This window comes from Streptomyces sp. NPDC020742 (assembly GCF_040641675.1).
Classification (GTDB): domain Bacteria; phylum Actinomycetota; class Actinomycetes; order Streptomycetales; family Streptomycetaceae; genus Streptomyces.
Window position 1 is genome coordinate 59856 of record NZ_JBFAEA010000021.1, and the last position, 14203, is coordinate 74058.

At 72.5% G+C, this 14203-nt stretch carries 13 protein-coding genes; 2 read left to right on the plus strand and 11 right to left on the minus strand.

The genetic code is table 11. From position 1 onward, the window contains the following. Window positions 1–44 precede the first annotated feature (44 nt). The 9 genes from ligA to AB0G84_RS28150 all read right to left on the minus strand — a co-directional run bounded on the left by ligA (window position 45) and on the right by AB0G84_RS28150 (window position 10628). A complete protein-coding gene (gene ligA / locus AB0G84_RS28110; RefSeq protein ID WP_361326535.1) occupies window positions 45–2261 on the minus strand; it encodes an NAD-dependent DNA ligase LigA in 2217 nt (738 codons plus the stop codon). Window positions 2262–2292: 31 nt separating this feature from the next. Then, complete coding sequence (locus tag AB0G84_RS28115; protein WP_361326538.1) at window positions 2293–3306, minus strand: methionine synthase; 1014 nt, start codon at window positions 3304–3306, stop codon at window positions 2293–2295. Window positions 3307–3420: 114 nt separating this feature from the next. Beyond that, window positions 3421–4842, minus strand: coding sequence for an MFS transporter (locus AB0G84_RS28120; protein ID WP_361326541.1), 1422 nt, complete (start codon window positions 4840–4842; stop codon window positions 3421–3423). A 174-nt stretch (window positions 4843–5016) separates the two neighbouring features. Beyond that, complete coding sequence (locus AB0G84_RS28125) at window positions 5017–5457, minus strand: MarR family transcriptional regulator (protein WP_361326544.1); 441 nt, start codon at window positions 5455–5457, stop codon at window positions 5017–5019. A 37-nt stretch (window positions 5458–5494) separates the two neighbouring features. Beyond that, a complete protein-coding gene (locus AB0G84_RS28130; RefSeq protein WP_361326547.1) occupies window positions 5495–6184 on the minus strand; it encodes an SDR family oxidoreductase in 690 nt (229 codons plus the stop codon). 44 nt (window positions 6185–6228) lie between these two features. Continuing rightward, window positions 6229–6786, minus strand: coding sequence for a TIGR00730 family Rossman fold protein (locus AB0G84_RS28135; RefSeq protein ID WP_361326550.1), 558 nt, complete (start codon window positions 6784–6786; stop codon window positions 6229–6231). Between the two features lie 168 nt (window positions 6787–6954). Beyond that, window positions 6955–8331: an NADP-specific glutamate dehydrogenase gene (gdhA, locus tag AB0G84_RS28140; RefSeq protein ID WP_361326553.1), complete on the minus strand. Its 1377-nt coding sequence runs from the start codon at window positions 8329–8331 to the stop codon at window positions 6955–6957. Window positions 8332–8747: 416 nt separating this feature from the next. Further along, on the minus strand, window positions 8748–9488 hold the full coding sequence (locus AB0G84_RS28145; RefSeq protein ID WP_361326556.1) for a VC0807 family protein: 741 nt from the start codon (window positions 9486–9488) through the stop codon (window positions 8748–8750). A 288-nt stretch (window positions 9489–9776) separates the two neighbouring features. Then, window positions 9777–10628 (minus strand): LysR family transcriptional regulator, encoded by an 852-nt coding sequence (locus AB0G84_RS28150; protein WP_361326559.1) that lies wholly within the window; start codon window positions 10626–10628, stop codon window positions 9777–9779. A gap of 80 nt (window positions 10629–10708) precedes the next feature. Between AB0G84_RS28150 and AB0G84_RS28155 the strand changes: the two genes are divergently transcribed. Further along, the gene (locus AB0G84_RS28155; RefSeq protein ID WP_361326562.1) at window positions 10709–11203 is read left to right on the plus strand and encodes a cupin domain-containing protein; all 495 of its coding nucleotides are present in this window, start codon (window positions 10709–10711) and stop codon (window positions 11201–11203) included. A gap of 85 nt (window positions 11204–11288) precedes the next feature. On the opposite strand, the gene AB0G84_RS28160 is transcribed toward AB0G84_RS28155, so the two are convergent. Both AB0G84_RS28160 and mnmA read right to left on the minus strand, forming a co-directional pair. Continuing rightward, window positions 11289–12044, minus strand: coding sequence for a hypothetical protein (locus AB0G84_RS28160; RefSeq protein WP_361326564.1), 756 nt, complete (start codon window positions 12042–12044; stop codon window positions 11289–11291). 236 nt (window positions 12045–12280) lie between these two features. Then, entirely contained in the window at window positions 12281–13408 is a 1128-nt protein-coding gene (gene mnmA / locus AB0G84_RS28165; RefSeq protein WP_361326567.1) for a tRNA 2-thiouridine(34) synthase MnmA, read from the minus strand. A 45-nt stretch (window positions 13409–13453) separates the two neighbouring features. Between mnmA and AB0G84_RS28170 the strand changes: the two genes are divergently transcribed. Continuing rightward, window positions 13454–14191 carry an N-acetylmuramoyl-L-alanine amidase gene (locus tag AB0G84_RS28170; RefSeq protein WP_361326570.1) on the plus strand — a complete coding sequence of 246 codons (738 nt, stop codon included), beginning with the start codon at window positions 13454–13456 and terminating at the stop codon, window positions 14189–14191. Window positions 14192–14203 lie beyond the last annotated feature (12 nt).

Below are 14203 nucleotides of genomic sequence, written 5' to 3' on the forward strand. Positions count from 1 at the left end.
CCGGCGTCCGGGATCAATCTGGTATGCGCCGATGGGGTGACACCTCACTCCTCCTCAGGTGGCGTGACAGCCACCGCTCGTGCCGCCTCCGGACCCTGTTCCAGCAGCACTGCGAAGCCGTCATCGTCCAGGACGGGGACCTTCAACTGCATGGCCTTGTCGTACTTCGAACCAGGGTTGTCGCCCACCACTACAAAACCGGTCTTCTTAGAAACGGAACCGGTCACCTTCGCTCCGAGCTTCTGGAGGGCTTCTTTCGCGCCATCTCTGGTGTGTGACTGAAGTGTGCCCGTTACGACGACGGTGACGCCTTCCAGCGGACGCGGCCCCTCCTCACCCGATTGCTCCTCCTCCATCCGGACGCCGGCGGCCCGCCACTTCTCGATGATGTCCCGGTGCCAGTCCACGGCGAACCACTGCTTCAACGAGGCGGCGATGGTGGGCCCGACGCCGTCCACGGCGGCCAGCTCCGCCTCCTCGGCGTCCCGGATCCGGTCGATGGAGCGGAACTCCCGCGCCAGCGCCTCGGCCGCCACCGGGCCCACGTGCCGGATGGACAGTCCGGTGAGGATCCGGGCGAGCGGGCGCTCCTTGGCGGCCTGGATGTTCTCCAGCATGGCCAGGGTGTTCTTCTTCGGCTCGCCCTTCTGGGTCGCGAAGAAGGTGACGATCTTCTCCTCGCCGGTCTTCGGGTCGCGCTTGGGCAGGCCCGAATCGGGGTCGAGGACATAGGACTTGATCGGCAGCAACTGCTCGACGGAGAGGCCGAAGAGGTCGCCCTCGTCCTTCAGCGGCGGCTCCGCGGGCTCCAGCGGCTGGCTGAGCGCGGTGGCGGCCACATAGCCGAAGTTCTCGATGTCCAGGCACTTGCGGCCGGCCAGGTAGAAAAGCCGCTCGCGGATCTGGGCCGGGCAGGAACGGGCGTTGGGGCAGCGCAGGTCGATATCGCCCTCCTTGGCGGGCTGCAGCGCCGTCCCGCACTCGGGGCACTCGGCCGGCATCACAAACTCCTGCTCGCCGCCGTCCCGCAGGTCGACGACCGGCCCCAGGATCTCGGGGATGACGTCGCCGGCCTTGCGGATCACGACGGTGTCCCCGATCAGCACCCCCTTGGCCTTGACCACGTCCTGGTTGTGCAGGGTGGCGAACTCCACCTCGGAGCCGGCCACCGTCACCGGCTCGACCACCGCGTACGGGGTGACCCGGCCGGTGCGGCCGACGCCGACGCGGATGTCGACCAGCTTGGTGTTGACCTCCTCCGGCGGGTACTTCCAGGCGATCGCCCAGCGCGGCGCCCGGGAGGTGGAGCCCAGCCGCCCCTGGAGCCGGATCTCGTCCAGCTTGACGACCACGCCGTCGATCTCGTGCTCGACGGCCGTACGACGGGTGTCGGGGTCGCCGTAATGCGCGATGAAGTCCCGCACCCCCTGCAGGGAGTCCACGACGGTGTTGTGGGCGGCGGTCGGCAGGCCCCACTCCTTGAGGAGGTCATACGCCTGCGAGAGGCGGTCGATCTCCAGTCCCTCGCGGGCGCCGAGGCCGTGGACGACCATGTGCAGCGGGCGGCCGGCGGTGACCTTGGGGTCCTTCTGGCGCAGCGAACCGGCCGCGGCGTTACGGGGGTTGGCGAACGGCGGCTTGCCCTCGGCGACCAGCCGCTCGTTGAGTTCGAGGAACTTCTCCATCGGGAAGTAGACCTCGCCGCGCACCTCGACCAGGTCCGGGACCCGGTCGCCGGTGAGGCGGTGCGGGATCTCGGCGATCGTCCGGACGTTGGGCGTAATGTCCTCGCCGGTGCGGCCGTCGCCGCGGGTGGCGGCGCGGGTGAGCCGGCCCTGCTCGTAGGTGAGGTTCACCGCCAGGCCGTCGACCTTCAGCTCGCACAGGAAGTGGTAGCCGGCGCTCCGGGGGTCGCCGCCCAGCTCGGCGGCGATCCGCTCGGCCCAGGCGGACAGTTCCTCGTCGTCGAAGGCGTTGTCCAGCGAGAGCATCCGCTCGCGGTGCGCGACCTCGGTGAACTCCGTGGCGTACGCTCCGGCGACCTTCTGGGTCGGGGAATCCGGGGTGCGCAGCTCGGGGTGCTCGTCCTCCAGGGCCTCAAGCGAGCGCAGCAGCCGGTCGAACTCCGCGTCGCTGATGACCGGGGCGTCCTTCACGTAATACCGGAAGCGGTGCTCCTCGATCTGCTCAGCGAGCTGCGCATGCTGCTCCCGCGCCGCCGCCGGCACCGTGCTCTGCGCCGCGTGCTGTTCGCCAGCCACCGTCTCGTCCTCCCGTGGTCCTTGAGTGCGGTCACTCAGGGTTGTCTGCGAGTGATCTCGCCGCCCGGACGCAGTGGGCGAGCACCGAACGGGCATATGCGGGCGAAGCACCCGCCAGTCCGCACGACGGGGTGACCACCACGGACTCGCTCAGAGTCCCCGGCGACAGCCCCAGCCTGCGCCACAGCGTCCTGACACCCATGACGCTACCGGCAGGGTCTGACAACCGGCCGTCCACGCCCGGCACCACGCCCGCGAACAGCGTCGTACCGCCCTCGACCGCCGCACCGATCGCCTCCTCCTCACGCTCGGTGAGCAGGGCGAAATCGAACGAGATGCCCGTGACGCCGGCCCGCCGCAGCAGTCCGAACGGCACCTCGGGCGCGCACGAGTGGACGACGACGGGCCCGCCGTCCGCCACCGCGACGAGGTCACGCAGCGCGTCCTCGACCACCGCCCGGTCCACGGCCCGGTGGGTCCGGTAGCCGCTCGCGGTCCTCACCCGCCCCTGGAGCACCGCGGTCAGCGACGGCTCGTCGAGCTGCAGCACGACCCGGGCCCCGGGCACCCGCCGCCGGACGTCGGCGAGATGGCCGCGCAGCCCCTCCGCGAGGGACGCCGCGAGGTCCCGGCAGGCGCCGGCGTCGCCGAGCGCCGCCTCGCCGTTGCGCAGCTCCAGCGCGGCGGCCAGGGTCCACGGGCCGACCGCGGAGACCTTCAGTGGCCCCTGGTAGCCCTGGGTGAACTCCTCCAGGGCGTCGAGGTCCTCGCCCAGCCAGGAGTGCGCGCGCCGGGTGTCGCGGCCGGGCCGGTCGCTGATCCGCCAGCCGCTGGGCTCCACATGGCCGTAGACCTCGACGAGCATCCCGAGGGTCCGCCCGATCATGTCGGCGCCGGGCCCCCGGGCCGGGAGTTCGGGCAGGTACGGAAAGGTCTCCAGCGACCCGGTGACGGTCTTTGCGGCCTCGCGCGCGTCCCCACCCGGCATCGACCCGATCCCGGTCGCCGCGCCCGCGCCCCACTTCTGCGTGCTGTTCTCGCTCACCCAGGAAGGGTATGCGGCCCGGGGCGGGGTGCGGCCACCCCGTTACCCCTGCGGCACAGCACCCGTGACCCCCGGGGCACGGCGCCCGTCGCCCCCCCCCGGGACACCACCCCCTCACCCCCGGGTGCGGACGCCGAACAGGGCAGCCAGCGCCGCGGCCGCCAGTGCGAGCGCGGCCAGCGCGAAGGCGTACCCCGCGCCCTGGTGACCGCCGCCCGCCCCGGTGAGCACCGCGCCCATGCCGGCGATGCCGACCAGGGACCCGATCTGCCGGTTGGCGTTGAGCGTGGCGCCGGCGAGGTCGGCGTGCTCCCGTCCGGCGGCCTCCATCAACACCCCGGTCATCGCCGGTGAGCTGACCCCGCCGCCGAGGTGCGCGACGGCGAGGACCACCGCGATCACCCCGTACGGCAACTCCGGTGTGAGCAGCAGGAACAGCAGCGCATACCCGGCGGCGGAGAGCGCCAGGGAGCCGACGAGGGCGGCCCGGTTGCCGATCCGCGGCCCGATCCGGGCGTAGAGCACATTGCCGAGCGGGAGCACCAGGACCGCGGGCAGCATCTGCAGCCCGGCCGCGGCCGGGTCCGCGCCGCGCGCCGTCTGCAGGAAGAGCCCCAGGACGAACAGCGCCCCGTAGAAGGCGAGGTTGAAGAGGAAGCCGACGGCGTTGGCCGCGGCGAAGCGGCGGTCGGCGAAGAGCGCGACCGGCAGGACCGGGGTGCGGGAGACCCGTTCGCGGACGACGAACCCAGCCGCCGCGGCCACCGCCACCCCGGACGCCGCCAGGACCGCCGGCCCGGACCAGCCCTGGTCCGGGCCCTCGATGAGCGCAAAGCTCAGCGCCCCCAGGGCGAGCAGGCCGAGGACGTGCCCGCTGCCCCCGAGCGCGGCCCCCTGGGCCGGGACCGCCGCGACGGTCCGCCGGGTCAGCGCCAGGCCCACCAGGCCGACCGGGAGGTTGACCAGGAAGAGGGAGCGCCAGCCGAGGGTGCCCACCAGGAGGCCGCCGAGCGTGGGCGCGAGCGCCACGGACAGCGAGACGATCGCCGACCAGAGGCCCAGGACCCGTGCCCGGCGCGCCGGCTCGGGGAAGGCGTGCATCAACAGCGACAGCGAGCTGGGCATGAACAGCGCCGCACCCACGCCCTGCGCGAAGCGGGCGGCCACCAGGACCGTACCGCCCGGGGCGACCGCGCCGAGCAGCGAGGCGGCGGTGAACACGGCGAGGCCGACCAGGTAGATCCGCCGTGCGCCGTAGCGCCTGGCCAGCGAGCCGGCGAGCAGCAGCAGGGCGGCGAAGGCGAGCACATAGCCGTCGACGACCCAGGTGAGGCCGGACATGCTCAGCCCGAGCCGGGCGCGCAGGTCGCTCGCGGCGACGTTCATGATGCCGGTGTCCAGGCTCGCCATCACGAACCCGAGGGCCAGGACGAGGAGTTGGAGCCCGCCACGGTTCTGCTGCCGGGGCCGTCCGGGGGCCGGCGCCTTGGGAGGGCCGGGGGCTGTGGCGCGCGGCGCCGCCTGCTTTTCGATCATGGATTTAGTTAAAGCTGTACCCATTACCTCACGCAATCGTTACAGCTATAACTTTACTGAGGGCATACCTTTCCCCGGGCACTCCCTGGTGCCCGTCGAGTGAGGTGCAATGCGGTGAGGCGGGGTGAGGCGGGTGAGCTGGAGTGGGGCGGGGCGGTGGTGCGGGGGGGCGGCTCAGGCGCCCCGGCCCAGCGCCTTCAGCAGAGCGTCGCGCAGCGCGGCACGCTCGCCGTGCGAGAGATGGTCGAGCGGCGACGCGGTCCCCATCCGCCGCAGCAGGTCGAGCCGCAACTCCCGCCCCTGCTCGGTTAGTACGAGCTGTTTGGCCCGCCCGTCGAGCGGGTGCGGCCGGCGGACGACCATGCCCTGCTTCTCCAGCTTGGAGATGACGTAGGTGACGTTCGGCGGCTCGCAGCACAGCACCGCGGCCAGCTCCCGCGCGGTCTTCGGCTCGCCGAGCTCCTCCAGCGCCTTGGCCTGGGTCGGCGTCAGGTCCAGCTCGGCGATCCGACTGCGCTGATGGGCGTCCAGCCGGCGGCTCAGCTCGGTCACCAGCCCCCGGATCTCCCGGAACCCACACCCGGCCGCCGCGGTCGACTTCGCTTCAGTGGTCACTCGTGCAGCGTACGTCGCCGCGACGGGAGACCCGGATTCAGCGCCCGGGCCGCACCGACACATCGTTGATCTCCGCGTCCCGCGGCAGGTCGATGGCGGTGAGCAGGGCCGTGGCGACCGACTCGGGGTCGATCCAGCGGGACGCGTCGTACTCCTTGCCCTCCTGCTGGTGGGTGCTCTCCTGCATCGGCGTGGCGGTGCGCCCCGGGTAGACCGAGGTGACCCGGACGCCGTTGCCGTGCTCCTCGGCGCGCAGCGAGTCGGCCAGCGCCTTCAGGCCGTGCTTGCTCGCCGCGTACGCGCTCCAGTTGGCGTGGGCGTTCAGCCCCGCACCGGAGTTGACGAAGACGACGTGCCCCTTGGCGACCCGCACCAGCGGCAGCAGCAGCCGGGTGAGTTCGGCGGGGGCGACGAGGTTGGCGGCGAGCTGCCGCTGCCAGGCCTTGGCCGGCAGATCGCCCACCGCGCCCAGTTCGATGACGCCGGCGATGTGCTGGAGCGAGTCGATCCGGTCCGGCAGCGGCTGCTGGCCGAGGGCCCAGGACAGCTTCTCCGGGGTGCCGAGGTCGCCCACGACCGTGCGCGCGCCGGGGAACCGCTCGGCCAGCTCCTTCGCCCGGACGGCGTTGCGCGCCAGCAGCCACAGGTCCTCCCCGCGGTCCGCCAGCCGCTGTGCGACCGCCGCTCCGATGCCCGACCCTGCGCCCGTGATGAAGTGCGTACCCATGGCGCCGATCCTAACGAGCCGGTGGCCGGAAGAGGGGCGGCGGCTCAGCGCTCCCCGACCGCGCCCCGGACGCCCGCCTTCGCCTCCAGGTACGCCAGCGCGCTGATGCCGTCCGCGGCGAAGAACACCAGGTCGGCCAGCGGCAGCGGCAGGAACCCCTCGGCCTCCATCCGCTGGAACTGCTGCCGCAGCCCGTCGTAGAAGCCGGCGGTGTTCAGCAGCACCACGGGCTTGTCGTGCATCCGGTGCTTGCGCAGCTCCAGGATGTCGGTGGCCTCGTCCAGCGTGCCGGTCCCACCGACCATGATCACGACGGCGTCGGCGCGGGCCAGCATCTGCGCCTTCCGCTCGGCGAGGTCCTTGGTGACGACCATCTCGTCGGCGCCCGCGCGCGCCTTGTGCGCCAGGAACTCCACCGAGACGCCGATCAGCTTGCCGCCGGCCTCCTGCACCCCGTCGGCCATCACCTTCATCAGCCCGGTGTCCGAACCGCCCCAGACGAGCGCGTGCCCGCCCTTGCCGATCAGCTCGGCGAATTCACGGGCGGGCACGACATAGCGGTCGTCGAGGTCGGCGGCGGAACAAAAGACACAGATGTTCATGCAGCTCACCCTACGAGTCGGCGGGCGCCGGACCGGCCGGATCGAGCCACGATCCGGCCGGTCCGCGGCCCGCGGACCGGCCGCCACGGTGCACGCCGACCGCGGCGACCTGCCCACGGTCAGATCGGGCCCCCGGTCACAGCTCGGGCCCGGGCAGATCAGGGCCGGTCAGATCAGGCCCTGGTCCAGCATCGCGTCCGCGACCCGCTCGAAGCCAGCGATGTTGGCGCCCGCCACGTAGTCACCGGGCAGGCCGAAGCGTTCGGCGGTCTCGTAGCAGGTGCGGTGGATGGCGCGCATGATCGTCGCCAGCTCGCCCTCGGTCCGCTCGAACGACCATGCCTCGCGCGCGGAGTTCTGCCGCATCTCCAGGGCGCTGGTCGCCACGCCGCCCGCGTTGGCCGCCTTGCCCGGGCCGAAGGCCACTCCGGCCTCCTTGAACAGGGCCACCGCCTCCGGCGTAGTGGGCATGTTGGCGCCCTCGGAGACCGCCTTGACACCGTTGCGGACCAGGATCCGGGCGGCGTCCGCGTCCAGTTCGTTCTGGGTCGCCGACGGCAGGGCCACCTCGCAGGCCACGTCCCACACCCGCCCACCGGGCACGTACTTGGCCGACACCCCGCGCCGCTCGGCGTAGGTGCTGACCCGGCCGCGCTCGACCTCCTTGATCTGCCGCAGCAGCGCCAGGTCGATGCCCTTCTCATCGACGACATAGCCGCCGGAGTCGGAGCAGGTCAGTACGTGCGCGCCGAGCGCCTGCGCCTTCTCGATGCTGTAGAGGGCGACGTTGCCGGAGCCGGAGACCACGACCTGCTGCCCGTCCAGCTCCTCGCCGCGCTGCTTGAGCATCTCCTCGGTGAAGAGCACATTGCCGTAACCGGTGGCCTCCGTACGGGCCTTGGAGCCGCCCCAGGACAGTCCCTTGCCGGTGAGCACCCCGGCCTCCCAGCGGTTGGTGATCCGCCGGTACTGGCCGAAGAGGTAGCCGATCTCCCGTCCGCCGACGCCGATGTCGCCGGCCGGCACATCGGTGTGCTCCCCGAGGTGGCGGTGCAGCTCGGTCATGAACGACTGGCAGAAGCGCATCACCTCGGCGTCCGACCTGCCGTGCGGGTTGAAGTCGCTGCCGCCCTTGCCGCCGCCGATGTTCAGCCCGGTCAGCGCGTTCTTGAAGATCTGCTCGAAGCCGAGGAACTTCACGATGCCGAGGTTCACGGACGCGTGGAAGCGCAGGCCGCCCTTGTACGGGCCGAGGGCGCTGTTGAACTCCACCCGGAAGCCGCGGTTGACGTGGATCTTTCCTGCGTCGTCCTGCCAGGGGACCCGGAACATGATCTGCCGCTCCGGCTCACAGATCCGCTCCAGGATCCTGGCCTCGGCGAACTCCGGACGGGCGGCCAGCACCGGGGCCAACGTCTCCAGCACCTCGAGAGCCGCCTGGTGGAACTCGGGCTCTCCGGGATTGCGCCGGACCAGCTCCGCGTAGAGGGATGCCGGCCCGGCGGTATGCACGCCGGACGTGACCTCAGATTGCACCGTCGCCATGTTTCGCGTTCCCTTCGTGCCCAGGAAGGCCGGCCGCACCGCGGACCGTGACGCCTCGTCCATCCGCCCGCCAGCTCTGCGGGCCGGGCCTCACGGGTCCGGTGTGCAGCTGCTTCCGCCGTTCATCACTGCGCCGACCCTATGTGCCGGTCCGGCCCACCGACTGTGGGATGGGCGACACCTCACCCGTCTGCGCGCGTCCGGCCGGTCACCGGCGCCCGCGCCTCCCGCCCGGCGGGACCGCAGGTCAGCACGGTGCCGCCATCCGCCGGAGCTCCTGGCGCCCGGCGGATGTTGTGCGGCACCTCACAGCTTCGCCGCGGCCCGGGTACGGCGGGCGCGGTACCCGGTACCGACGCCGGGGGCCGAGCCGGTACGCCGCGGCCCGGCCCCCGGCTCACGGCCGTAAGGCGGCGTCAGCCGCCCGCACCGGCCGCCGCGACGGCGGGCGCGCCCGCCCCCGCCGCGCGCTCCTCGTCCCCCGCGCCCCGCTCGATCTCGGCCTTGACCATCTTCTCCATCGGCTCGGCGGAGCTTCCGCCGGCGACGACCATCGCCAGCAGGACGGCCACCACGGTCAGCACCGTGCCCAGCCAGACCATGGTGTGCACCGGCAGGGTGTAGGCACCGACGACCTTCAGGACGCACTCGGTCAGCAGCGTGGCCCCCCAGATCGTCGAGAACCGCCGCTCGGCCCGCCGGAACGGCTCCGAGCCGGCCCGCAGCCGGTCCCAGGCGGCGTTCCCGGCCGCGCTCCCCTTCGTCACCCACGGCTTGAGGCCCGCGGTCATCAGCGGCTGCCGGCCGCGCACCGAGACCAGGATCGTGATGCCCACCACGCTGCTCACCGCGCTGTCCTTGGCCAGCATCAGCCGTGCGTCGCCGGCCACCGCGCTCAGCGCCAGCCCGGCGGCGTTGACGATCAGCATCAGCAGCGCCAGCCCGTTGAGGCCGCGGCCCCGGACCAGGTCCCACACCGTGCGCAGCGCCGGCACCACGCTGCTCCAGCCCAGCGCGGCGACCGTGCTGAGTCCGAAGCCGTCGCTGAGGACGTAGTACGACGCGATCGGGATGCCGGCGTCGACGACGAGCGGGACGAGGCTCTTCACCAGCGGGTTGCCCGGTGCGCCCTCGGCGACGGTCTGGTGCTCACTCACGACGTACTCCCCCGGTCGGACGGTGAACTGCTGCTCGGCTGCCGCGTTCTGCGACGTCCTCAGCTTCGTCCACGGCCCATGGTCCGCGGCAGTTGCGACTGTCCTGGGTTCGGGATGACATTTGTCAGTACCGGGCGTGCACGGCGGCCGGCGGGCCTGCCGCAGCACGGCTCGCCCGCTCGGGAAACCCCGAGGCCGACCGGCACGACCGCGAGCGAGGCCCCGAAGGGAAGTGCCGCGCACGGCCGGCTCACGCGGCACTTGGGGCATGCCCGGCGGGAGCCGTGCTCAGTGGCGGTACGCGGCCCTCGCGATCTCGACGAACGAGCGGATCAACGGGTTGGTGTCGCCGGCGTTCCACACCGCGACCACGCGGCTCGGCGCCATGTCGACCAACGGAACCGCGGCCAGGTTCTCGGGCAGGTCGTGTCCCAGTGGGGCCAGGCCGACCGTGCCGTTCCAGAGCACGGCCTGCAGGCATTCCTGGACGACCCGCACCACCGGGCCCTCGCGCGGCGTGCCGCCGTTCCAGTACGCCTGCCAGACCGGGTCGGTTCCCGGCGGGAACTGGAACCAGCGGCGGCCGGCCAGGTCGGCCAGCTTCAGAGGGTCGCGACGGGCCAGCGGGTCGTCGGCACGCAGTACCGCACCGACCGGATCGGTGCGCAGCTCACGCACCGTCAGGGCGGTGTCGTCGAACGGCGCACGGGTCAGGGCGACGTCGACCAGTCCGGCGCGCAGCCCGCAGGTCGGGTCGGTCAGGTCGGTGTCGCGGATGTGGATGTCGACGCCCGGGTGGGTTCGACGGAAGGCGGCCGCCAGCCTGGTGCTGCCGGGGTCGGTGCCGTCGCCCAGGATGCCGAGGGTGAGGGTCGCGGTGCCGGCCGCCGCGGCCACGCGGACGCGGACCCGGTCGGCCTGGTCGAGCAGGGCCCGCGCTTCGTCGAGCAGCACCGCCCCCACCGGGGTGAGCGTGACGCCGGCGGGCGAGCGGGCGAACAGCAGGGCACCGATCTCCGTCTCCAGCCGCTTGATCGCCCGGCTCAGCGGCGGCTGGCTCATGTGCAGCCGGGCGGCGGCCCGGCCGAAGTGGAGTTCCTCGGCGACCGCCACGAAGTAGCGCAGGGTACGTAGCTCCACGCTGCAACGATACCCACAAGGTATCGGCGTGGCGGAACGGGTCTTGGACACGCGCAGGGACCTAGCGATGCACTCGGAACATGACCGACGAAGCGAAGACCAGTGAACCGCAGGCCATCCCCGACGTATCGGTGGTCGGCCCCGACGACGGCGAGACGCTCGTCCTCGGCACCACGCGCATGCGCGTCCTCGAAGACGGCAGCCACACCGGGCACCGCCTGGGGATCGCCGAGTCCGTCCTCGCCCCGCACACCCCCGGACCGCCGCAGCACCGCCACGCCGAGCACGACGAGGGCTTCTACGTCCTCTCCGGCACGGTGCGGTTCACCGTCGGGGACAAGGACCACGACGCGACCGCGGGCACACTTGTGGTGGTCCCGCCCGGCGCCCCGCACACCTTCGCCAACCTGACCGACCAACCCGCCGTCATGCTCAGCATGTTCACCCCCGACCTGTATGTGCAGTACTTCCGGGACCTCCAGGGCATGACCGCCGACGGCAGGCCGCTGACGCCCCAGGACAGCATCGACACGATGAGCCGCTACGCCACCGAGCCCGCTACCGACTTCGCCTGAGGTCGGCGAGCCGCCCCCCACGGGCGGCTCCACCGCCGCGGGCGAGCGGGCGGACGGGCTGGCTGGCTGGCTGGCTGGCTGGCTGTTAACCGTGGGCGCTGATCACACCGCCGGCGCTGAGCACGATGTATATGCCGTTGGCGTTGAAGCCGATGTCGTGCTGGTTCGCTTCCACCGTGGTGTCCGCCTCGCCGCCGAGGATCTGCGCGCGGTAGTGGAGGTCGCCGATCTTCGTGACCTTGGCCGTCCAGCCGCCCGCGAGCTTGAAGGTGCCCGGTGCCTGGTGTCCGCCGCCCGTCCAGGAATGGACCTGGCCGTCCAGCGTGAGCACGACGAACATGTCGTTGGCGTCGAGCCCGTCGTCGTGGTTCTTCGTCTCCAGCGTGGCCAGGACCGAACCGTGGGCGACGATCTTGGCGCGGTAGTGCTGGTCGCCGACCTTGTAGATCTCGGCCTTGCTGATGCCGTCCGCCAGGCGCTGAGTGCGGACCGGGGATGCCGCCCTGCCACCGGCGGCGGCGTGCGCGCTGCCCGACTGCTTGCCCGCAGCGCCCGTCTTGGCGTCGGTCTCGGCACCGGAGCCCGCCTTGGCACCGGGGCCCGCCTTGGCATCGGAGCCCTGCGCTCCGGCGGAGGAACCCGCGCCGCTGGACTCGGCGGTGGGCCCGCCGCTGGACTGGGCGGCGGCCCCGCCCGCGCCCGTGTGGCCCGCGGGCTTCGGGCCGGCGTCGTCCGAGCCGGAGCAGGCGGTCAGGGTGAGGGCGGCGGCTGCGGTCAGGGCCGCGGCGGCCATGCGCAGAGTGCGGCGACGAGCGGTGCGGACGGTGGTGCTGGAGCTCATTTCGGGTCCCCCCAGGACAGTCGGTGTCGTTGTCTCCTCGGTACGTCACCCACTCTGGTCGGGGCCACTATCGCAAGGCTGCCCCTCCGCTAACGTCCGGCTAACACGGGGAGGAGGAGCGGCAGTTGGCGCCACGAGCGCCCGAAAGACCAGGTCACGGCCGCCAACGCACCGAAGGTGCCGCGCTCGCCCTTGGGGGACCTGCCCTCGTCCGCGCGGCCCCCGTCGCGAAGCCGCTACGCCCCCGCCCGTGCCCGCCGCTCCGTGGTGGCGATGGTGGCGGAGCCGACCACTCGGGTGCCGTCGTAGAGGACGATCGCCTGGCCGGGGGCGACGCCGCGGGCGGGCTCGGCGAAGGTCACCCGGAGCTCGTCGTCGGTCAGCTCGGCGGTGACTTCGGTCTCGTCGCCGTGGGCACGGAGCTGGGCGGTGTACGTCGCCGGGCCAGATGTCGGGGGCCGGCCGCACCAGCGGGGGCGGATGGCGGTGAGGGCCGTGACGTCCAGGGCCTCGACGGGGCCGACGGTGACGGTGTTGTTCACCGGGGAGATGTCCAGGACGTAGCGGGGCTTGCCGTCGGGTGCCGGGTGGCCGATGCGCAGGCCCTTGCGCTGGCCGATGGTGAAGCCGTACGCGCCTTCGTGGGAGCCCAGGCGGTTGCCGTCCTCGTCGACGATGTCACCGGGGGCCGCGCCCAGCCGCTTGGCGAGGAAGCCCTGGGTGTCGCCGTCGGCGATGAAGCAGATGTCGTGGCTGTCCGGCTTCTTGGCGACGAACAGGCCGCGGCGGGCGGCCTCCTCGCGGATCTCGGCCTTGGTCGTGCGGGTGTCGCCGAGCGGGAACATGGCGTGCGCCAGCTGGCGGTCGTCCAGCACGCCGAGGACGTAGGACTGGTCCTTGGCCATGTCGGAGGCGCGGTGCAGCTCTCGGGTGCCGTCCTCGCGCAGCACCACCGTGGCGTAGTGGCCCGTGCACACCGCGTCGAAGCCCAGGGCCAGGGCCTTGTCCAGCAGGGCGGCGAACTTGATCTTCTCGTTGCAGCGCAGGCAGGGGTTCGGGGTGCGACCGGCCTCGTACTCGGCGACGAAGTCATCGACGACGTCGGCGCGGAACCGTTCGGCGAGGTCCCAGACGTAGAAGGGGATGCCGATGACGTCGGCGGCACGGCGGGCGTCGTGCGAGTCCTCGATCGTGCAGCAGCCACGGGCGCCGGTACGGAACGACTTGGGGTTCTCGGACAGCGCGAGATGCACGCCGGTCACATCGTGGCCGGCCTCGGCGGCGCGGGCCGCGGCGACGGCAGAGTCGACGCCGCCGGACATGGCGGCGAGTACGCGGAGGCGGCGGGGGGCGTCATCAGTCATAGCCCGTCCAGGGTAGACGGAACCGCTGACCGGGCGGAAAGCGTTATGCAGCGCATGGGGAAGAAGGCCGGGGAGAGGCCCGGGGTGGACGGCACGAGTGCCCACAGCGGCGCCGAGGGGACCGCGGCCGGGGTCACCCGGCGGCGGGCGCTGTGGATCGGGGGCGGCGGGGCACTGGCCGCCGGCGCGGTGGCGCTGGCTGCGCGGGACGAGCTGCGGCACTGGTGGTGGCAGCTGCCGGGCAACGACATGCCGCGCAGGGCGGGCGAGGTCGACCACCGGGGCGCGCAGTGGGTGCCGGCCTCCCCGGCGAACTACCGGCGGGCGGACCGGCCCGCCGACTACCAGGTCGACCGGGTGGTCGTCCACGTCGTCCAGGGCAGCTACGCCACCGCGCTGGATGTGTTCCAAGACCCGTTCCACGAGGCCGCCGCGCACTACGTCGTCCGCAAGGACGGGCACATCGCGCAGGCCGTGCGGGAGCTGGACGTCGCGTTCCACGCCGGCAACCGCGGGGTCAACGAGCGGAGCGTGGGCATCGAGCACGAGGGCTTCGTGGACCGGCCGGGGGCGTTCACGGACGCCATGTACGCGTCGTCGGCGCGGCTGACCGCCGACATCTGCCGCCGGTACGGCTTCCCGGCCGACCGGGAGCACATCGTCGGGCATGCGCAGGTCCCCGGGACGGATCACACCGACCCGGGGCCGCACTGGGACTGGGACCGCTATCTGCGCCTGGTGCGGGCCGCGCTGGACGCGCGCCGGGGTCGGCACTCCGTCTAGGAACGTCCAGGA

What these genes read in the sequence shown, in the direction of transcription:
- AB0G84_RS28160 (WP_361326564.1), bottom strand. Translation starts at nt 12,044, where the DNA reads ATGAGCTCCAGCACCACCGTCCGCACCGCTCGTCGCCGCACTCTGCGC.
- AB0G84_RS28130 (WP_361326547.1), bottom strand. Translation starts at nt 6,184, where the DNA reads ATGGGTACGCACTTCATCACGGGCGCAGGGTCGGGCATCGGAGCGGCG.
- AB0G84_RS28135 (WP_361326550.1), bottom strand. Translation starts at nt 6,786, where the DNA reads ATGAACATCTGTGTCTTTTGTTCCGCCGCCGACCTCGACGACCGCTAT.
- mnmA (WP_361326567.1), bottom strand. Translation starts at nt 13,408, where the DNA reads ATGACTGATGACGCCCCCCGCCGCCTCCGCGTACTCGCCGCCATGTCC.
- AB0G84_RS28155 (WP_361326562.1), top strand. Translation starts at nt 10,709, where the DNA reads ATGACCGACGAAGCGAAGACCAGTGAACCGCAGGCCATCCCCGACGTA.
- AB0G84_RS28120 (WP_361326541.1), bottom strand. Translation starts at nt 4,842, where the DNA reads ATGATCGAAAAGCAGGCGGCGCCGCGCGCCACAGCCCCCGGCCCTCCC.
- AB0G84_RS28170 (WP_361326570.1), top strand. Translation starts at nt 13,454, where the DNA reads ATGCAGCGCATGGGGAAGAAGGCCGGGGAGAGGCCCGGGGTGGACGGC.
- gdhA (WP_361326553.1), bottom strand. Translation starts at nt 8,331, where the DNA reads ATGGCGACGGTGCAATCTGAGGTCACGTCCGGCGTGCATACCGCCGGG.